This is a genomic window from Corynebacterium marambiense (genome assembly GCF_016342275.1).
Classification (GTDB): Bacteria; Actinomycetota; Actinomycetes; order Mycobacteriales; family Mycobacteriaceae; genus Corynebacterium; species Corynebacterium marambiense.
The window spans coordinates 23,203-40,731 of the sequence record NZ_JAEIOT010000007.1; the positions used below are offsets into that span (position 1 = coordinate 23,203).

The following is a 17,529-nucleotide window of genomic DNA, read 5'->3' on the forward strand; positions in this document are numbered from 1 at the left end:
CTGCGATCAGCGTTAACTGTGTGACGCGATAGAGTTTCCGGTAACCAGTGAACAACGTTCAACCCTGACGCGAGGAAGCGATGACCGACACCGTCACCTTCGATCAACAGCACATTTGGCACCCGTACAGTCCCACCCCGGCGGCGATGGATCCCCTGCCGGTCGCGTCTACTTCGGGTGTCCGCCTCACCCTCGAGGACGGGCGGACGCTGATCGACGGGATGAGTTCCTGGTGGGCCGCCTGTCACGGACACGGGCACCCGGCACTCGTCGCGGCCGCCCACCGGCAGATCGACACGATGAGCCACGTCATGTTCGGTGGGCTGACCCACCGCCCGGCGGTCGACCTCGCTGAGCGCCTGCTCCGGATCGCGGGAGAGCCGTTGAATCGGGTGTTCTTCTGCGACTCAGGTTCCGTCTCCGTCGAGGTTGCTATCAAGATGGCGTTGCAGTACCAGCGGGGAAAAGGACACCCGGAGCGCAACCGACTGATTACCTGGCGGTCCGGCTATCACGGTGACACCTTCGGGCCGATGAGCGTGTGCGATCCCGACGGCGGCATGCATTCGCTGTGGGCCGGAACCCTGACCGAGCAGATCTTCGCCCCAGCTCCACCCGTCCGGGGCTCATCGGTGGCACAGCGTGCCGCCTACCTCCAGCAGATCGAGGAGTTGATCGACGATTCCGTCGCCGCCATGATCGTCGAACCCGTCGTGCAGGGCGCCGGTGGGATGCGGTTCCACGATCATGAACTCGTCGCCGGTGTCCGGGAACTGTGCGACCGGCATGGAATCCTGTTCATCGCCGACGAGATCGCCACGGGCTTCGGCCGCACCGGTGACCTGCTCGCTACCCGTGCAGCCGGTGTCCACCCGGACATCCTGTGTCTCGGTAAGGCCCTGACCGGTGGTTTCATGTCCCTTGCGGCCGTGTTGGCGACCGACGCGGTGGCAGCCACGATCCAGAGGCCCGAGGGGGGCGGGGCCCTCATGCACGGCCCGACCTTCATGGCGAACCCGCTGGCATGTGCGGTGGGTTCCGCCGCTCTCGATCTGGTGGAGGAGGGTTATTGGCGTGAGACGGTGCCCCGAATCGAACGGGAACTGATCCGCGGGCTGGAACCGCTCCGGGAACTCCCGGGCGTCGCTGATGTCCGGGTGCTCGGCGCAATCGGGGTCGTGGAGATGGTTCGTCCGGTCAACATGCGCGCAGCGACGGACGCCGCTGTGGCTGTGGGCGTCTGGCTCAGGCCGTTCGGACGGTTGATCTACACCATGCCGCCCTTCACCGCCACGACGAAGGACGTCGTGGCGATCTGCACCGCGATGGCCGCCGCTGCGGAGGCGGGAGAGACCGAATGACCGTGCACATCATCACCGGCACGAACACGGACGTCGGAAAGACCATCGCCACGGCCGCGCTCGCCGTGCGACTACACACCACCGGCCGCGCCGTGACCGTGGTCAAGCCCGCCCAGACCGGGGAACCCGAGGGACAGGGGGACCTGACGACGGTGCGTCGACTGGTAGGGGAAACCGTGACGACCGTCGAGTTCGCCCGCTATCCCGAACCACTCGCACCGAATCTGTCGGCCCGACGGGCCGGTCTCAGACAGCTCGATCTCGTGGAGACGGCGGCCAAGATCCGGGACCTCGACGCCCCGGGCCGTACCGTCCTCGTCGAAGGAGCGGGAGGGCTGCTCGTCCGGATCGCCGACGACTGGACGATCGCGGACCTCGCCGCGGACCTCGCCGCCCCCGTCACCGTTGTCACCTCCCTCGGGCTGGGGTCTCTGAACTCGGCTGCGCTCACGGTCGAGGCCGCACGGCGTCGAGGTATCGGTGTCACCGGCCTCATCGGCGGGTGCCTGCCCCCTGACCCCGACCTCGCGACCCGTCTGAACCTCCGGGAATTGCCCGAGGTCACCGGAGTCCCGCTGCTCGGGTGCATTCCGCAGGGGGCCGGAAATCTCGATCCGGAGAAGTTCGCCCGCGTGGCGGAGCACCTCGACGCAGAACCTTTTTCGAGGTGAAATGGCGTCAGCGTCGCGACACGGCTAGAGTTGCCCCGTTACACAACCACATAGAAAAGGACACGATTACCGTGAACCAACCCGCTCGCCGAGACGGCACACCGGAGAAGAAGAAGCGCGCCGCTGACATCTACGTCTCCAAAGCCAAGCCAGCCCGCCACCAGCATGTTCAGTCCGACCACGGCCACCGCGCAGCCACTGTTGGCGATGCCGCAGGCGAAGGCGTCCGCCTCCAGAAGGTCCTCGCCCAGGCGGGCGTGGCGTCCCGCCGGATGGCCGAGAAACTCATTGACGCGGGTCGTGTCGAAGTCGACGGCCGCATCGTCACCACCCAGGGCATGCGGATCAACCCCAACACCGCCATCGTCCGCGTTGACGGCGCGAGAATCCGCGTCAACGAGGACATGGTCTACTTCGTGTTGAACAAGCCGCGCGGAGTGCAGTCCACGATGAGCGACGACATGGGTCGCCCGTGCGTCGGAGACATCGTCGGAGAGAAGCTCGACGCCGGTCAGCGTCTCTTCCATGTCGGGCGTCTCGACGCCGCGACCGAGGGGTTGCTGCTGCTCACCAACGACGGTGAGCTGGCCAACCGCCTCATGCACCCCAAATACGAGGTGTCCAAGACCTATATGGCCACACTCGTCGGCGAAGCCGACCGCAAGCTCATCAAGCAGCTCAAGGAAGGCATCGAACTAGACGACGGCGTCGCGCGGGCGGACTACGTTCAGATCGTCGACGTTCACCAGGGCAAGTCCATCGTCCGCATCGACATCCACGAGGGGCGCAAGCATATCGTCCGCCGCATGTTCAAGACCGCCGGCTACCCGGTGGAGCGGCTGGTGCGCACCAAGATCCACACCGTGGCCCTGGGGGAGCAGACCCCGGGCGCGATTCGTGCCCTCAACAGTGCGGAGCTCGGCAGTCTGTACAAGGCGGTGGGAATGTGACGGCCGATCTGTCGAACATGCCTGACGGTGGGCTGATCGTCGCCGTCGACGGTCCCAGCGGGACCGGAAAGTCCACGGTGTGCCGTGCACTGGCCACCCGTCTGGGGGCCCGTTACCTCGACACCGGTGCCATGTACCGGGTCGCGACGCTGCATGTGCTCCGGCAGGGGATCGATCCCGCTGACACGGATGCGGTCATCCGGGCGACCGCCGACCTCCCCCTCGAGGTTAGCGATGATCCGACGTCAACCGCGGTCCTCCTTGCGGGGGAGGACGTGTCCGGGATCATCCGTGGGGCGGAGGTCACCCGGAACGTTTCGGCTGTGTCCGCCATCCCCGAGGTGCGCCTCAACCTTGTCGAGCTGCAGCGCAGCCTTGCGCGGCGGGCGCACCGCTGCATCGTGGAGGGCCGTGATATCGGCACCGTAGTGCTCGTCGACGCACCCGTGAAAGCGTTTCTTACGGCCTCCCCGGAGGTGCGCGCACAGCGACGTTTCGACCAGGACATTGCGGCGGAACGCGCCGCTGATTACGACACCGTTCTAGCGGACGTGGTTCGCCGGGACGAACTTGATTCCACCAGAGCGGCATCGCCGCTCGTTCCGGCCGCGGACTCCGTGGTCGTAGACACCTCCGATATGACGCTGGAGCAGGTCATCGACCGTCTTGTCCAGCTCACCTCGGACAGCGCAGAAAGGACGCGCTCATGAGCGACAAACAGCATTCCTCTCCCGACGACGAACCGGAGACGATGTTCGTCTATCACACGCAGGGCGGCGAGATGGACGCCGTCGGTGTTTTCGCCGACGAGGACGTCGCTGCGCCGCACGGTGGACACGCCGCCAAGGACTTCGACCCGGCAGAATTCGGCGAACGCAACATCGACGACGCCGGAGACATCATCGATCCGGAGTTTGATGATTCGGAGTTCGCCGACGCCGATTTCGGCGAAGACTTTGATGACGAGGACTGGGAACGCATGGAGGAGGCCTTCGGCGTCGAACGTCCCGAGCACGTCGAGGAGTCACTGTGTACGGTTGCCATCGTCGGACGACCCAATGTGGGTAAATCGACACTGGTGAACCGGTTCATCGGCCGCCGCGAAGCGGTCGTCGAGGACTTCCCAGGTGTCACGCGCGACCGTATCAGTTACCTGGGGGAGTGGAATGGACGTCGCTTCTGGGTCCAGGACACCGGTGGCTGGGATCCGGACGCCAAGGGCATCCACGGCGCCATCGCCCGACAGGCCGATGTAGCCATGGCTACCGCCGATGTCATCGTCCTCGTCGTCGACACCAAGGTCGGTGTTACCGAGACCGATGAGGTCATGGCTCGCAAACTCCAGCGCGCCGAGGTTCCGGTCATCCTGGTGGCCAACAAGTTCGACTCGGATTCCCAGTACGGGGACGTTGCCGAGTTCTGGTCGCTGGGCCTCGGGGACCCGTACCCGGTGTCCGCACAGCACGGCCGCGGTGGCGCCGATGTCCTCGACAAGGTCGTCGCGTCCTTCCCCGAGGAACCCCGGCAGAAATCGATTCTTGAGGGGCCGAGGCGGGTTGCGCTCGTCGGCCGGCCCAACGTGGGCAAGTCCTCACTGCTGAACAAGATCACCGGTGAGGAAAGGAGTGTCGTCGACAACGTCGCAGGCACCACCGTCGACCCTGTCGACTCCCTGGTGCAGCTGGACCAGAAGCTGTGGAAGTTCGTCGACACGGCGGGTCTGCGCCGCAAGGTGAAGAACGCTCAGGGGCACGAGTTCTATGCCTCGTTGCGTACCAAGAGTGCCATCGAGGCTGCCGAGGTCTGCATCTTCCTCATCGACGCCTCCGAGCCCATCTCCGAGCAGGACCAGCGCGTCCTCGGGATGATCTTGGACGCAGGCAAGGCGGTCGTCATCGCCTACAACAAGTGGGACCTGATGGACGAAGATCGGCGCCCGCTCCTCGAACGTGAGATCGACCTGCAGCTGGCACACATCCCGTGGGCCCGCCGGGTGAACATCTCCGCCAAGACGGGTCGCGCCCTCCAGCGCCTCGAACCGGCGATGCTCGAAGCCCTGGAGTCCTGGGACACCCGGGTGTCCACGGGGCAGCTCAACACTTGGTTGCGTGCGGTCATCGCGCAGAATCCGCCGCCGATGCGCGGGGGCCGGTTGCCGCGGGTCCTGTTCGCCACTCAGGCGTCGACCCGCCCTCCGGTGATCGTGCTGTTCACTACCGGGTTCCTCGAGGCCGGGTACCGACGCTACCTGGAACGCAAGTTCCGAGAGTCCTTCGGTGGCTTCGAGGGGTCACCGGTCCGTATCGCGGTGCGAGTCCGGGAGAAGCGGAAACGGAAGTAGTGGTTAGCGTACTCAGGCAGCAGAAAGCCCTCCCACAGGGGAGGGCTTTCTGCTGCCTACACGACTATTTTTCATTAAGTTATTCCCATATTGGACCATCAGAATCACCCGTTTTCAATAATGTGTCAGACTATTCGAGGTAGACGGCTTGTAATCTTACGATGTTTTCAACTAGACTGATCGTTGAAAGAGCCAACCGGTCCATATGTTTTCAATAGGTCCGGATCCAATATCAAGGAGCCACCATGAGCCACACCATTCACGAGAGCCACGACCACGAGCACGGTGAGAATTGCGGACACGAGGCTGTCAAGCACGGCGACCACGTCGACTACATCCACGACGGACACCGCCACCACCGCCACGAGGATCACTGGGACGAGTGCGTAGCGGTCTAGCACCCCTAGCAAGCAGAAGCCCCTCAGGTGAAGATCGAGCCTGAGGGGCCTCTCGCTGTTCAGGGTAGGGTGGGTGCGGCGGCTGTACGGGCGTCAGAGAACCATCGCCGCCACCCACCCGGCCGCCAGCAGCGGCAGGTTGTAGTGGATGAAGGTCGGGATGACGGTGTCACGGATGTGATCGTGCTGGCCGTCGGCGTTCAAACCGGAGGTCGGTCCAAGAGTAGAGTCCGAGGCCGGGGAACCGGCGTCGCCGAGAGCACCGGCGGTACCGATGATCGAGATGGTCGCCAGGGGCGAGAAACCCATTGACATGCACAGTGGGACATAGATCGCCGTGATGATCGGCAGAGTGGAGAACGACGATCCGATGCCCATCGTCACCACGAGCCCGACCATGAGGATTGCGAGGGCCGCCGCTGGCCGGTTGCCACCGAAGAGGTCCGCAGCGGACTCGACGAGCGCCGGAATGTCGCCGGTCGCGGTCATCACGGCGGCGAATCCCTGGGCGGTGATCATGATGAAGCCGATCAGAGCCATCATGCGCATACCCGCGGTGAATACGTCGTCGGCCTCATTCCACTTCACCGCGCCTGAGGCCATGAAGATGGCCAGTCCCACCAGCGCACCGATCAGCAGGGAATCCGCGTCGACGTCCATGGCGTTGATGACCAGCTGGATGATGAAGCAGGACAGGATCGCGATGACCGAGATGATGATCTTGTACCTAGAAATCTCGCCAGGGCCGGAACCCGATCCGCCCGCTGAATCCCGGGAAGAGGAGCCCTTGGCCTCGTCGGCGATCGGGATGTCCTCGTAGATCCTCGGCCTGCGGTACGAGACGAAGACCGCGGTGAGAAGGCCGGCGACCATGCCGAGGGCGGGTATCCACATGGCGCTCATAACGTTGATTCCCGTGGTGTCGAGACCAGCGGTGCTGATGTTCCCCATCAGGATCGACTCGAGGTAGATGCGGCCGAACCCGATCGGGAGGAACATGTAGGTCGTGACGAGACCGAAGGTCAGGACACAGGCGACCAGACGACGGTCCATCTGGAGCGCGTTCATGACGCGGAGCAGGGGTGGGATGAGCAGTGGGATAAAGGCGATGTGAACGGGGATGAGGTTCTGGCTCATCACCGCCATGGCGAGGATTCCGGCGATCAGACCGTATTCGGTGACCGTCGCCGCCCGCTTCTGGGCGCGGGTCAGCTCACCATCCAGTCCGGCCGCGGTACTGCTGCCCGCGATTCTCCTGATCATCCAGTCCGCCAGCAGCTTCGGGAGTCCGGCGCTGGCGACCGCCATCGCGAAGGCGCCGAGGAGCGCGTACGACAACGCGATTGTGGCGCCGCCGCCCAGGCCCTCCTGGAACGTGACCATGGTGTCGGTGAAGCCCAGTCCACTGATCACGCCGCCGACGACGGCACCGATCAGCAGGGCGAGGACGACGTGGACACGGAGTACGGCCAGGAGGAGCACCAGCATGACGGCTATCAGCACAGAGTTCATGAAGACAATACTAAGGTCACGTATCAACCGGACTCATCATCACCCCAGGTTTGGTCAGGTGCGACCGTACCCGGGAGGATGGCAACGTTCCAGAGCGTCCGAGTTTTACCGGGTTTGGTTTCCAGAGAAACCGGTAACCGGAGACATAAGAAGAACGGGTGAGCCCCGGTGAAATGTTTCACCGGGGCTCACCCGTTCGCTGGTCGGACTGACAGGATTTGAACCTGCGACCCCTTGACCCCCAGTCAAGTGCGCTACCAAGCTGCGCCACAGTCCGCCGTTGACCCCGTTCTATCGGAGCAACTGCCACAGATTACAACAGCGTCGAGCAGTTGCGCCAATCCGCAGGCCACGACGGGAAAACGGGAAGTTCGCCGGATCACAGAGCATCGACGTAGACCCACCGCCCGCCGACGCGCGTAAAAGCGGAGTCCTCCTCCTGGGTTCCACGTTTTCCCGCACTGGTCCGGTAGTGGGCGGTAAAGTGGACACGGCCCGTGGCGTCGAACGGGCCGCCGCCGGACGTCCCGTGCACGACCAGAAGAAAGAACCTGGTATCGGCGTCGAGGGTCAGCTCGGCGGGTCTCGTGTCGGGATGCCAGGAAGCGAGGAGGTGGTCCACGTCACCCACGCAGAATGCCGTATAGCGGGACCGCATGAGGGCCTCCGCCGTCGGGGCTCGCTTAGAGCCGTCGAGGATGGCACCGCAGCATGAACCGTAGGTGTCACCGCTACCGCACGGGCACCTGTCGGCGCCCCGAAGGATGTCGGTCACCTCAGCTGTCTCCATCAATGAGAGTCGACGAGGTGGTGATAATTCTCTCGATCACACTCGAACTGGCGGCGGCGCGGAGCTCCGCGCGCTCGTTGTCGTCCAGGTCGCCGATGAGCTCTATGCGGCGCCGGAGCACGGTGGCCTCGTCGTCCGAACCGACGATGCGCGACACCGTCACCTTCACGTCGTCGAGCCCGCGGATGCGTGCCTCGTTCGCTGCGATCCTGATGCTCTGGGACGTTGCGGAGGCGAGGGCGGCGATGAGGAGCGACGTGGGGGAGAATCCGAGGTTCCGGCCCCCGAGGGACCGTTCCCGGTCGGTCGTGATGGTTTCCCGTTCGATGCGCACCAGATCGGTGAATTTGCCTGCGGGAATCGACCGCGCTTCGGCCACGCCTTCCGGCATGACGTCCGTGTCTTCGCCATCGGATTCGGTTGCCAGATACGGGTCGACCCAGGTGCGGATGAGGTTCGCCGCGCGCTGTGCGACGCCTGGGCGGGTGCAGAGATGATCGGCCTTGTCGAGCGCGATGAGTGATTTCGGGTAGCGCGAGAGCTGGAAGATCTTCTGGGCATTGTCGATGCCGACGGTCTGATCCGTCGGCGCGTGGAGTAAGAGGAGCGGTCGGCGGAGCTTACCCAGGTAGACCTCGGGGTTGATCTCAGCGAGATCCTCGAGATAAGAGCGTGAGATCGTCAGTTCCCGGCCCCCAAGGGTGAGGGTGACGGCGCCGTTGGCGTCTACTTCGCTGATCCGGTCCGCGAAGTGGAGCACGGAGTGCGCGGGATCGAACGGTGCACCGATGGTCGCCACGGCACGGAGCTTGGGCATCTGCGCCCCGGCCTTCAGTGCAGCAGCCCCACCCAGTGAATGCCCGATGAGCAGCTGCGGTGCGGCGTAGTTCCTCTCCAACCACCGATAGGCGGCGATCAGGTCCGCCACGTTCGATGAGAAGGACGTCTCCGCGAAGTCGCCCTCCGACTGCCCGAGCCCGGGGAAATCGAACCGCAGACAGGCGATCCCCTGCTCGGCGAGGGCCTTGCACACCCGGGCCGCCGCCGGAGTGAAGCGGGAACCGGTGAAGCAGTGGGAGAACATCGCCCACGCGACCGGAGGGGAATCGGGGATGTCGAGGGTCCCGGCCATCATCTGTCCGGAACTGCCGGGGAGCTTCACGCTGACGGAGTGCACGGATTCTCACTCGCTTTCGGGTCGTGGTTCGGGAGGAGTGGGCGAGGTCTGCACCACCGTCGCCCGTCGTCACGGCCACTCTATGCCAGTGGACGGTTGCCTGCTAAGAGGTGCGCGGTGCCGGGCACCGGGCGCAGTTGGTTAAGGTCGTTGTAGCGAGAGTTGTGTCAGATCAGACAGAGCGTGGCCCCGCGCACCCGGGGTGCTGCAATCCACACCGACGAGTAAAAGGAAGTCCCACGTGGCCGGATTCAACTGGTTCTGGAAGGCGATGGGCGGTCAGCAGAGCCGCAATCAGAAGCGGAGCCGCGCGATCGTCGACAAGGCGAGGGCCATCAACGATGAGCTTGAGGCCCTCGACGACTCCCAGCTCGCGGCCCGAGCCCGGGAGTTGACGGGTGGCGGATCCGTCGATGATCCCGCCGCACTGCTCGCGGTCCTCGGTGTCGCGGCGAGCAGAACCCTGGGACTGACCCCGTTTCCCGTGCAGTCGCAGGCGACCCTGCGCCTCCTCGAGGGGGACGTCGTCCACATGGCGACGGGTGAGGGCAAGACCCTCGTCGGGGCGATGGCGGCCACCGGATTCGCGTTGACGGGAAAGCGTGTGCACTGCATCACCGTCAACGATTACCTGGCCAGGCGGGACGCTGAATGGATGGCGCCGCTCGTCTCGTTCTTTGGCCTGACCGCGGGTGCGATCACGGAGAAGCTGACCCCGGAGGAACGCCGCAGGATCTACGCGTGCGACATCGTTTACGGGCCGGTGAACGAGATCGGGTTCGATGTGCTGCGCGATCAGTTGATCACCGACCGGTCACAGGCCGTCCAGCACGGCGCTGATGTGGCGATCGTTGACGAGGCCGACTCGGTGTTGGTCGATGAGGCACTCGTGCCGCTCGTTCTGGCTGGCAGCGAGCCCGGTCGCGCACCTCGCGGCCGGATCACCGAGGTCGTCCGTACCCTGGAACCGGGCACCGACTACAGACCCGACGACGAACGCCGCAACGTATTCCTCACTGACGAAGGTGCAGCGAAGGTGGAGCACGCTCTCGGGATCAGCTCGCTCTACGATGACGACCACGTGGCCACCACTCTCGTGCAGGTCAATCTCGCTCTGCACGCGCGGGAGCTGCTCATCCGGGATGTGCACTACATCGTCCGCGACGGGAAGGTCGCTCTGATCGACGCCTCCCGTGGTCGGGTGGCTGATCTGCAACGGTGGCCCGACGGGATCCAGGCCGCGGTGGAGGCAAAGGAGGGGCTCGCCGTCACCGAGGGAGGTCGGATCCTGGATACGATCACGCTCCAGGCGCTGATGGGTCGGTATCCCACGGTCTGCGGTATGACCGGTACCGCGGTGGAGGCCACGGACCAGCTCCGGCAGTTCTACGACCTGCGGGTTTCGGTGATCGACCGGAACCGGGAGCTGAAGCGCTTCGATCAGGCGGACCGGGTGTTCGCCACTCTCAAGGAGAAGAACGCCGCTATCGTCGAGGAAATCCGGGCCATCCACGACGCCGGTCAACCGGTGCTCGTCGGTACCCAGGATGTGGCGGAGTCGGAGGAATTGGCGGACCGACTCCGGGAGTACGACATCGAAGTGTCTGTCCTGAACGCGAAGAATGACGCTGAGGAAGCCCGGATCATCGCCGAGGCGGGTGACCTCGGTCGGGTGACGGTGTCCACCCAGATGGCGGGTCGGGGTACCGATATTCGGCTCGGTGGCGCCGACGAGGCGGACCGGGATCGTGTCGTGGAGCTCGGCGGGCTCGCCGTGATCGGCACCTCCAGGCATCGGACGGCGCGCCTGGACAACCAGCTCCGTGGTCGTGGCGGTCGGCAGGGGGATCCTGGATTCAGTCTCTTCTTCGTGTCGCTGGAGGACGATGTCGTCACCGCGGGTGGTGCGGGGGAGGAGGTCACCGCGACCCCCGGCCCGGGAGGGGAGATCGATTCGAAGCGGGTCCGTGATTTCATCGAGCACTGCCAGCGTGTCACCGAGGGGCAGTTGCTGGAGATCCACTCGCAGACGTGGAAGTACAACAAGTTGATCGCAGATCAACGGGAGATCATCGACGGCCGACGTGCCGCGATCCTCGACACGCCGGCGGCGTGGGATTCGCTCGCTCGGCGCGCCCCGGACCGTGCCGCAGAGCTCTCCGAGAAGCTACCGCGGGATGTCCTGGACACCGCGGCCCGGGAGATCATGCTCTTCCATCTGGACAACGCGTGGTCAGACCATCTGGCGCTGCTTGATGACGTTCGTGAGTCCATCCATCTGCGGGCCATCGCGAGGGAGACCCCCATCGACGAGTTCCACCGGATCGCCGTCAGGGAGTTCAAGGAGCTCGCACAGACGGCGATGGCGGAGGCGGTGGACACGTTCCGCACGGTACGGATCGACGGGGACGGTGCGCATCTTGAGGATCAGGGGCTGGCGCGCCCGTCGGCGACGTGGACCTACATGGTCAACGACAATCCGCTGTCCGGTTCGGGTAACTCAGTCATCGGCTCAATCACTTCGATGTTCCGCTGACGGCGGGGCCGGTTCCACGACCGATCCTGGATCCTCCAGCGTTCGGACGCGATTAGTGCGTCCATTGTGACGTCGTCTGGTGCATGACGCGCTCCTGTCGATACCCACCCCCGGGGTAGCAGGTCGGGAGATTATCCCACCCCAGAAGGGGTTTGGTGATGGATCGGTGCCGTCTTCGGCGCGGGACTCGGCGGTGACCCGCTATGATGTGAGGGAACGCCAGATATTTTGTGGTTTATCGTCGATCCGGAGGTTTAACATGAGCGACAACACCGGCTTTTCCGAGGCCCAGGCCGAAACCACCTCGGTATTCCGCGCTGACCTGCTCAAAGAGATGGAGTCCGGCGCTGCCGCCGGTTCTCCCGCGAACACCACCGGGACGACCGGGACTGAGAACCTGCCTGCGGGTGCTGCCCTTCTGGTGGTCAAGCGTGGACCCAACGCCGGTTCCCGCTTCCTGCTCGATCAGCCCACCACTACCGTTGGTCGCCACCCCGAGAGTGACATCTTCCTCGATGACGTCACAGTGTCCCGGAGACACGCCGAGTTCCGCGTGTCGGACGGGCAGTTCGAGGTCGTCGATGTCGGAAGCCTGAACGGTACGTACGTCAACCGTGAGCCGAAGAACTCCGAGGTTCTCTCGAGCGGCGACGAGGTGCAGATCGGCAAGTTCCGGCTCGTGTTCCTCGCCGGACCCACGAAGTAGCTCCACGGAGCGGTGGGGGACATTCCCGCCGACCCTGTCGGAGGACCCCAGATTCCCCACATCCGCCGATCCGACGAATCCGAGTAGACACCACGTGACAGCCTTAAGAAAGCCCGCAGGCGACAACTCCCCGGCCACGGGGACCCGGGCTGCGAAGCCCGCGAAGACCATGTCCATCGGTGTGGTCCTCGACCGACTGCGCACGGAGTTTCCCGATGTGACCGTTTCTAAGATCCGGTTCCTCGAGTCGGAGGGCCTGATCACCCCGCAGCGCACGGCCTCTGGGTATCGTCGTTTCACCGAGAGTGACGTCGAACGGCTGCGCTACATTCTGGTCACCCAGCGGGACAACTACCTTCCCCTCAAAGTCATCCGTGAGCAGCTCGAGGCAATGGACTCCGGCGCGGTCACGGCCATCCTGAGCACTGCGGAAGCAGCACCGTTGATCAGCCCGGAGAATTTCCGGGCGCCGGTTCTCACCCGGCTCACCGCCGCGGATGTGGCGTCCCAGGCGGGCGTGGAGGAGGACTTCGTTTGTGCTCTCACCGAAGCCGGTCTGATTCGCACTGACGAGTCCGGCTTCTTCACCGCCGATGATGTGCGCATCGTCCACACGGCGAGTGCACTCGGCGAGTTCGGCTTCGACATTCGTCACCTGAAGAGCCTTCGGACGACCGCGAACCGTCAGGCCGGGCTCATTGGACAGGTGGCGACCCCGGTCGCTAGGTCGAAGGGCGAAGGTGCACGTCAACGCGCGGAGGAACTCTCTCAGCAGATGACCGCGCTCGTCGTCTCACTCCATGCTTCGCTGGTCAAGAACGCACTGCGGGACGAACTCGGCTGATACCACGGTCACTTCCGGGCGATCTACGGTGGACGTCCCACCGCCGTACGTCCATCGCAGAAAGGTAGGGGTTAACCCGATGAACGAGGATGAACCGGTAGAGGTCACCTACCGTGGGGTTTATGTCGCCGGTCCGGAGAGCTTCACCTGCATGGTCCTGGATTGGCCGGGGACCGGTCGCGTCCTGCCGATCTGGATCGATACGGCGCAGGCCGTCACACTGAACGCTGTGAATGAAGGCACCGGACAGCGGCGACCCGGTAGCCACGAGATCATCGAGTCGTTGCTGTCCGGGTTCGGGGGTCCCGACCCGTCGATCCACATCAGCAGCTGCTGGCAGGGCGTATTTAACGCTGAGATTCACACGGGGCTGGACGACCCGGATGCGGAGTACGCGACGATCGACGCACGCGCCTCGGATGGTGTCCTCCTAGCGGTGACCGCGAACTACCCGATCTACGTCAACCGCTCTGTCCTCGTCGCCCAATCGGTCTACCTCGGGGATGCCCCGACCGAGTCGCTGTTCGATGGATCTCTTGATGCGACCGCCGCCGAGCGGGAGTTCCCGATTCAGGAGATCGTTTCAGCGTCGGGTGACGCCGAGGCCGATGCCGACTTCGAACAGCTCATGCAGTCCCTCGGGGTGTCGGAGGCGGATCTGCTGGGATCTGCGGATGCCACCGACAGCACGGTCGACGCCCCCATCGGGGGTGGAGAAGGGGGTGGTCTTGGTTGCCAGGACGCGGCGGGGGAGAAGAAGCCGTCTAAAAGCCCGACCGACGGAAATGACAACGATGTGACTGGTGGTGGCGATGTTACTGATGTTAAGGATGGTGAGTGAGCTTCCTGAACCTAAACTTGAGGTTTAAGTTTCGGGCGTGTCGCGCGTCGACTCCTTGACGTTGAACTACTCTTACCGAAGAATGAGCTGCAGGAAGCTAGATCACACAGGAGAGATTTATGAGCGACACAACCCGCCCCGTCCAGGAGTCACTGTTCGACCTGGGCCCCGATGAAGAGGTCGGGTACCGTGTGCCCACCGCCTGCCAGGTCGCGAACATCACCTACCGTCAACTCGATTACTGGGCGCGGACGCAACTCGTCGTCCCGTCGATCCGTTCCGCACGTGGATCGGGTTCCCAGCGGCTCTACTCCTTCAAGGACATTCTTGTCCTGAAGATCGTCAAGGGCCTGCTCGACACCGGTATCTCCCTCCAGAACATCCGCCAGGCGGTGGAGAAACTCCGTGACCTCGGGGTTGACGATCTCGCGACAATCACGCTCGTCTCGGACGGGACGACGGTCTACGAGTGCCGTTCCAACGAGGAAGTCATCGACTTGCTCGGCGGTGGCCAGGGGGTCTTCGGCATCGCCGTCCCCGGCATAATGAAAGAACTAACCGGAACCATCTCTGCGTTTCCGCACGAGCGGGTCGATGAAGATAGCGCGACGATCGTCGGCGAGGACGAACTCGCTGCCCGTCGTCGACGGCGCCACATCTCCTGACGCCCCGCTCCTGGATCCCGATGGACCCGCCCGCTGTCTCTCCTCCCGGGCGGGTTGTTCTGTATCCGGATAGCGGACACCCCACCCAGACGGCGAAGTCGGGTTGCAGGTCATCCGTCCGGGAGGCCGGTCCCGCTGGGGCCACGGATCCGGGTAGATCGGCACCGCAGGGCGGGATTCCCCGGTGACACAGAGGTACGCGATGGAACAGAACCGTGTGTCTGTGATAGTCGGGGCCTGTCCCGACCGGGGTGGGGTCCGGGCAGCGACATCACCCGGTGGAGTCTGAACGGGCGCCGCCTCCGCGGAGATGTGATATCTAGGGTCGGGCGACCCCGAAGGCGTCCTGCAATGTGTCCGCGATGGAGGCCACAGTCATGTCTGCGGTGACTGCGGTACCTCCGTTGCTTGTCGCCCACTCCGCGAGCACCGGATCGAGCGGTCCCGTTCCTACGTGCACGACCTGTGGGATTATCTGGCCCGAACCCCCGGCGGTCAAACCGTCCCTAAAAGCGCGGTCATCCATGGTATCGGCAGTACCGGATGTGATGATGACGAACCTGACCGCCTGGCCGGTATCTGTGGACCGCTGCGACACAGCTCCCAGAGCAGCCAGTACGGAGGTCCGCGTCATCGGGTCCCCACCGGTACCGAACCCCTTCACGGCCTTTGTCGCGGAGACTCCGGCGGTATCGTCGAGGAACGTGACGTTCTCCCGCCAGGGCCGGGTCACTCCAGGGGACAGCGGGGAGGAGTAGTTCCAGAGAGCGACCCGGCCACCGGCCCGGCCAACCGACAGCATCAGGGGATCGAGTAACAGTGCCACCTCACTGGCGATCCGGTGTCCGTCGATGAGGGCGTCCATATTCGTCGATGTGTCAAGCAGAACGAGTGTGTCTGTTCCATCGTCGATCGAGCCCTTGGATTCCTCTGGGACGGAAGCGAACCGTTCACTGATGATGTCCGCGGTGCTCAGGAGCTGCCGCTGGGGACCATCTGGCTCCGCCTGCTCGACTTGGGCAGAGACATAGCGGGCGAAATCGGCAGCAGCCCTGGTCTGCTCCTCGCTGACGCGATCGGTTGCGGTGAGAGGGATCGCGACCGTGCTCACGGCTAGATCGTCGGGTGCGTAGAAGGTGTACCCATCCGGAGTCGAATCTTCGGTCACCGCGAGGAGTGGGGAGCCATCGGCGACGGCATCATCCACGGTAAGGGTCCGATCTGCGCGAAGCAGATCGACGCCCCGGTCGATATCTCCCGAGGTGAGAGCGGACGCGGCGACCGCCCGGGCGTAGACGTTCTTGCCTGCCGGTATTACGACGCCGCGGTCCGCGAGCTCGGTCCAGTCGGCTCCCGAGACCTCGACATCATTCGTGTGTGCGACGCCGATGGCCGTGTTGAAGACGATGGGCCAGGTATCCGATGCCGGTGTCCTGTCCACCGCCTCCAGGGCCGCACGGGTCACGTCCCTGGGGCCGGACGCGAGAGTCAGCGCGGCATCAACGCCGGAGGATACGAGCTGCGGTTCGACGCAGTAGTCCCTGACCACGGGGTCCGAATCCTCGTAGCCGGCGATCAGCTCTGCCAGCTGCGGCGAGTCAATTGCCTGGATGGGTAGGGTCACTGTGCCGTTGATGCACGGTGTCGCCGTGGCGTGGTTGCGGTTTGTATCTTCCCGCGCCGTCGTCCACCAGAGGATGACGGAGACGATCACGACGATGGCAATCAGCCCAATGGTCAGCTCCCGGGACAGCCGCCAGTTATTGCGTCCGTTTGCGTGTCGTCCCACGTCATTCACCTGTCCTTGCCTCCTCGTGTGCCACATTCCTCGGTCCATCCCGGGGGTGTGTGGAAAGCACGTCGACCGGAATACCTACAGTGCAACTCTACTTGTTTCATCGATCAATGTGATCAAACTGCGACGCAGTGAATCCGCGCGTCGTGCGAGGTCGCGTTGCCTGGTGACGTATGTCCGCTTGCCCTCCGTTGTCTCGATGGGCACGATGCCTAGGCCGAGGTGGCGGACGTCGTACGGGGATGCCTCCATGTCCAGCACCCGCGCGGCGCGCGCGAGCTCGAAGCAATCCAGAAAGAGATCACCAGGGACCAGGGGGCCAAGTTTGCTGGCCCACTTGTACAGGTCCATCGTCGCGTGCACACAGCCACGCTGCTCGTTCACGGGTTGGCCATCCCTGGTCAAGGGCGTGATGTTGAGGGGGCGTGCGGGCTCGGTGAAGAACCGGAAGGCGTCGTAGTGCGTGCACCGGAGCTGGTGTCCCTCGACGACAGCGTCGGTTCCGGCCGGACCCAGCCGCAACGGAAGATCGTGGCGGGGATTGTCGGTGCGGTAGACCATCGCCCACTCGTGGAGCCCGAGACAATCGAAGTGGGCCGTGTTGGCGGCCGTGGATTCGAGGAGGTTCCGGATGTAGCGGAACGATTCCCCCCGTTTGTCCCAGAGTTCCCCGATGTCGACCCCGGTGGTACCCCCGGGGTCACTGTCGTAGTGACGCCACCCGGCATGTGGGCAGTCGCCACGGAGCCTGATCCCCGGTCCCGGGTGCCAACGCGCGAGTTGCGCGGGCGTCACGGGGTAATAGTCGAAGAGGAAGTCCCATACGGGATGCTTCTCCCCGTGGCTGCGGCGCTCGAGATGATCGGCCGTGAAACCGTGGGCCCGGGCTGCGTGAGCGGCGGCGAGCGGTTTCCACTGTGTCGGAGACAGCACACGCATAAA

16 protein-coding genes and 1 tRNA gene are annotated in these 17,529 nt (G+C 64.3%); 11 read left to right on the forward strand and 6 right to left on the reverse strand.

Going from position 1 to position 17,529, the window contains the following annotated elements:
- Positions 1 to 80 precede the first annotated feature (80 nt).
- The 6 genes from JDV76_RS05265 (at position 81) to JDV76_RS05290 (ending at position 5,721) form a co-directional block, all read left to right on the forward strand.
- Complete coding sequence (locus tag JDV76_RS05265) at positions 81 to 1,361, forward strand: adenosylmethionine--8-amino-7-oxononanoate transaminase (protein ID WP_198735845.1); 1,281 nt, start codon at positions 81 to 83, stop codon at positions 1,359 to 1,361.
- Positions 1,358 to 2,032, forward strand: a complete 675-nt coding sequence (bioD, locus tag JDV76_RS05270) for a dethiobiotin synthase (protein ID WP_198735846.1) — start codon at positions 1,358 to 1,360, stop codon at positions 2,030 to 2,032. Before JDV76_RS05265 ends, bioD begins: the two co-directional genes overlap by 4 nt.
- A 71-nt stretch (positions 2,033 to 2,103) precedes the next feature.
- A complete protein-coding gene (locus JDV76_RS05275) occupies positions 2,104 to 2,982 on the forward strand; it encodes a pseudouridine synthase (protein ID WP_198735847.1) in 879 nt (292 codons plus the stop codon).
- Between the two features lie 17 nt (positions 2,983 to 2,999).
- Positions 3,000 to 3,692: a (d)CMP kinase gene (cmk, locus tag JDV76_RS05280; protein WP_198736408.1), complete on the forward strand. Its 693-nt coding sequence runs from the start codon at positions 3,000 to 3,002 to the stop codon at positions 3,690 to 3,692.
- A complete protein-coding gene (der, locus tag JDV76_RS05285) occupies positions 3,689 to 5,323 on the forward strand; it encodes a ribosome biogenesis GTPase Der (RefSeq protein WP_198735848.1) in 1,635 nt (544 codons plus the stop codon). The genes cmk and der overlap by 4 nt, the downstream gene beginning before the upstream one ends.
- A 245-nt stretch (positions 5,324 to 5,568) precedes the next feature.
- Positions 5,569 to 5,721 (forward strand): zinc transporter permease, encoded by a 153-nt coding sequence (locus JDV76_RS05290; protein WP_198735849.1) that lies wholly within the window; start codon positions 5,569 to 5,571, stop codon positions 5,719 to 5,721.
- Between the two features lie 93 nt (positions 5,722 to 5,814).
- Here JDV76_RS05290 and JDV76_RS05295 read toward each other — a convergent pair whose 3' ends face one another.
- The 4 genes from JDV76_RS05295 to JDV76_RS05310 form a co-directional block, all read right to left on the reverse strand.
- A complete protein-coding gene (locus tag JDV76_RS05295) occupies positions 5,815 to 7,233 on the reverse strand; it encodes a Na+/H+ antiporter family protein (protein WP_198735850.1) in 1,419 nt (472 codons plus the stop codon).
- Between the two features lie 200 nt (positions 7,234 to 7,433).
- A tRNA-Pro gene (locus JDV76_RS05300) sits at positions 7,434 to 7,510 on the reverse strand.
- Positions 7,511 to 7,612: 102 nt separating this feature from the next.
- On the reverse strand, positions 7,613 to 8,023 hold the full coding sequence (locus JDV76_RS05305) for a YchJ family protein (protein ID WP_198735851.1): 411 nt from the start codon (positions 8,021 to 8,023) through the stop codon (positions 7,613 to 7,615).
- Complete coding sequence (locus JDV76_RS05310; RefSeq protein WP_198735852.1) at positions 8,010 to 9,200, reverse strand: bifunctional alpha/beta hydrolase/OsmC family protein; 1,191 nt, start codon at positions 9,198 to 9,200, stop codon at positions 8,010 to 8,012. Before JDV76_RS05310 ends, JDV76_RS05305 begins: the two co-directional genes overlap by 14 nt.
- A 241-nt stretch (positions 9,201 to 9,441) precedes the next feature.
- On the opposite strand from JDV76_RS05310, the gene secA2 reads away from it, so the two are divergent.
- From secA2 to JDV76_RS05335, 5 genes are all read left to right on the forward strand, one after another.
- Positions 9,442 to 11,736: an accessory Sec system translocase SecA2 gene (gene secA2, locus JDV76_RS05315; protein ID WP_198735853.1), complete on the forward strand. Its 2,295-nt coding sequence runs from the start codon at positions 9,442 to 9,444 to the stop codon at positions 11,734 to 11,736.
- A 259-nt stretch (positions 11,737 to 11,995) separates the two neighbouring features.
- Positions 11,996 to 12,442, forward strand: coding sequence for an oxoglutarate dehydrogenase inhibitor Odhl (gene odhI, locus JDV76_RS05320; protein ID WP_198735854.1), 447 nt, complete (start codon positions 11,996 to 11,998; stop codon positions 12,440 to 12,442).
- Positions 12,443 to 12,536: 94 nt separating this feature from the next.
- Complete coding sequence (ftsR, locus tag JDV76_RS05325) at positions 12,537 to 13,286, forward strand: transcriptional regulator FtsR (RefSeq protein WP_248141013.1); 750 nt, start codon at positions 12,537 to 12,539, stop codon at positions 13,284 to 13,286.
- 79 nt (positions 13,287 to 13,365) lie between these two features.
- On the forward strand, positions 13,366 to 14,127 hold the full coding sequence (locus JDV76_RS05330) for a bifunctional nuclease family protein (RefSeq protein ID WP_198735855.1): 762 nt from the start codon (positions 13,366 to 13,368) through the stop codon (positions 14,125 to 14,127).
- Positions 14,128 to 14,246: 119 nt separating this feature from the next.
- On the forward strand, positions 14,247 to 14,792 hold the full coding sequence (locus tag JDV76_RS05335; protein ID WP_198735856.1) for a MerR family transcriptional regulator: 546 nt from the start codon (positions 14,247 to 14,249) through the stop codon (positions 14,790 to 14,792).
- A 319-nt stretch (positions 14,793 to 15,111) separates the two neighbouring features.
- Here the strand turns inward: JDV76_RS05335 and JDV76_RS05340 are convergent, their stop codons facing one another.
- Positions 15,112 to 16,581 (reverse strand): hypothetical protein, encoded by a 1,470-nt coding sequence (locus tag JDV76_RS05340; protein WP_198735857.1) that lies wholly within the window; start codon positions 16,579 to 16,581, stop codon positions 15,112 to 15,114.
- A gap of 84 nt (positions 16,582 to 16,665) precedes the next feature.
- The gene (locus tag JDV76_RS05345) at positions 16,666 to 17,526 is read right to left on the reverse strand and encodes a 3-methyladenine DNA glycosylase (protein ID WP_198735858.1); all 861 of its coding nucleotides are present in this window, start codon (positions 17,524 to 17,526) and stop codon (positions 16,666 to 16,668) included.
- Positions 17,527 to 17,529: the final 3 nt, after the last annotated feature.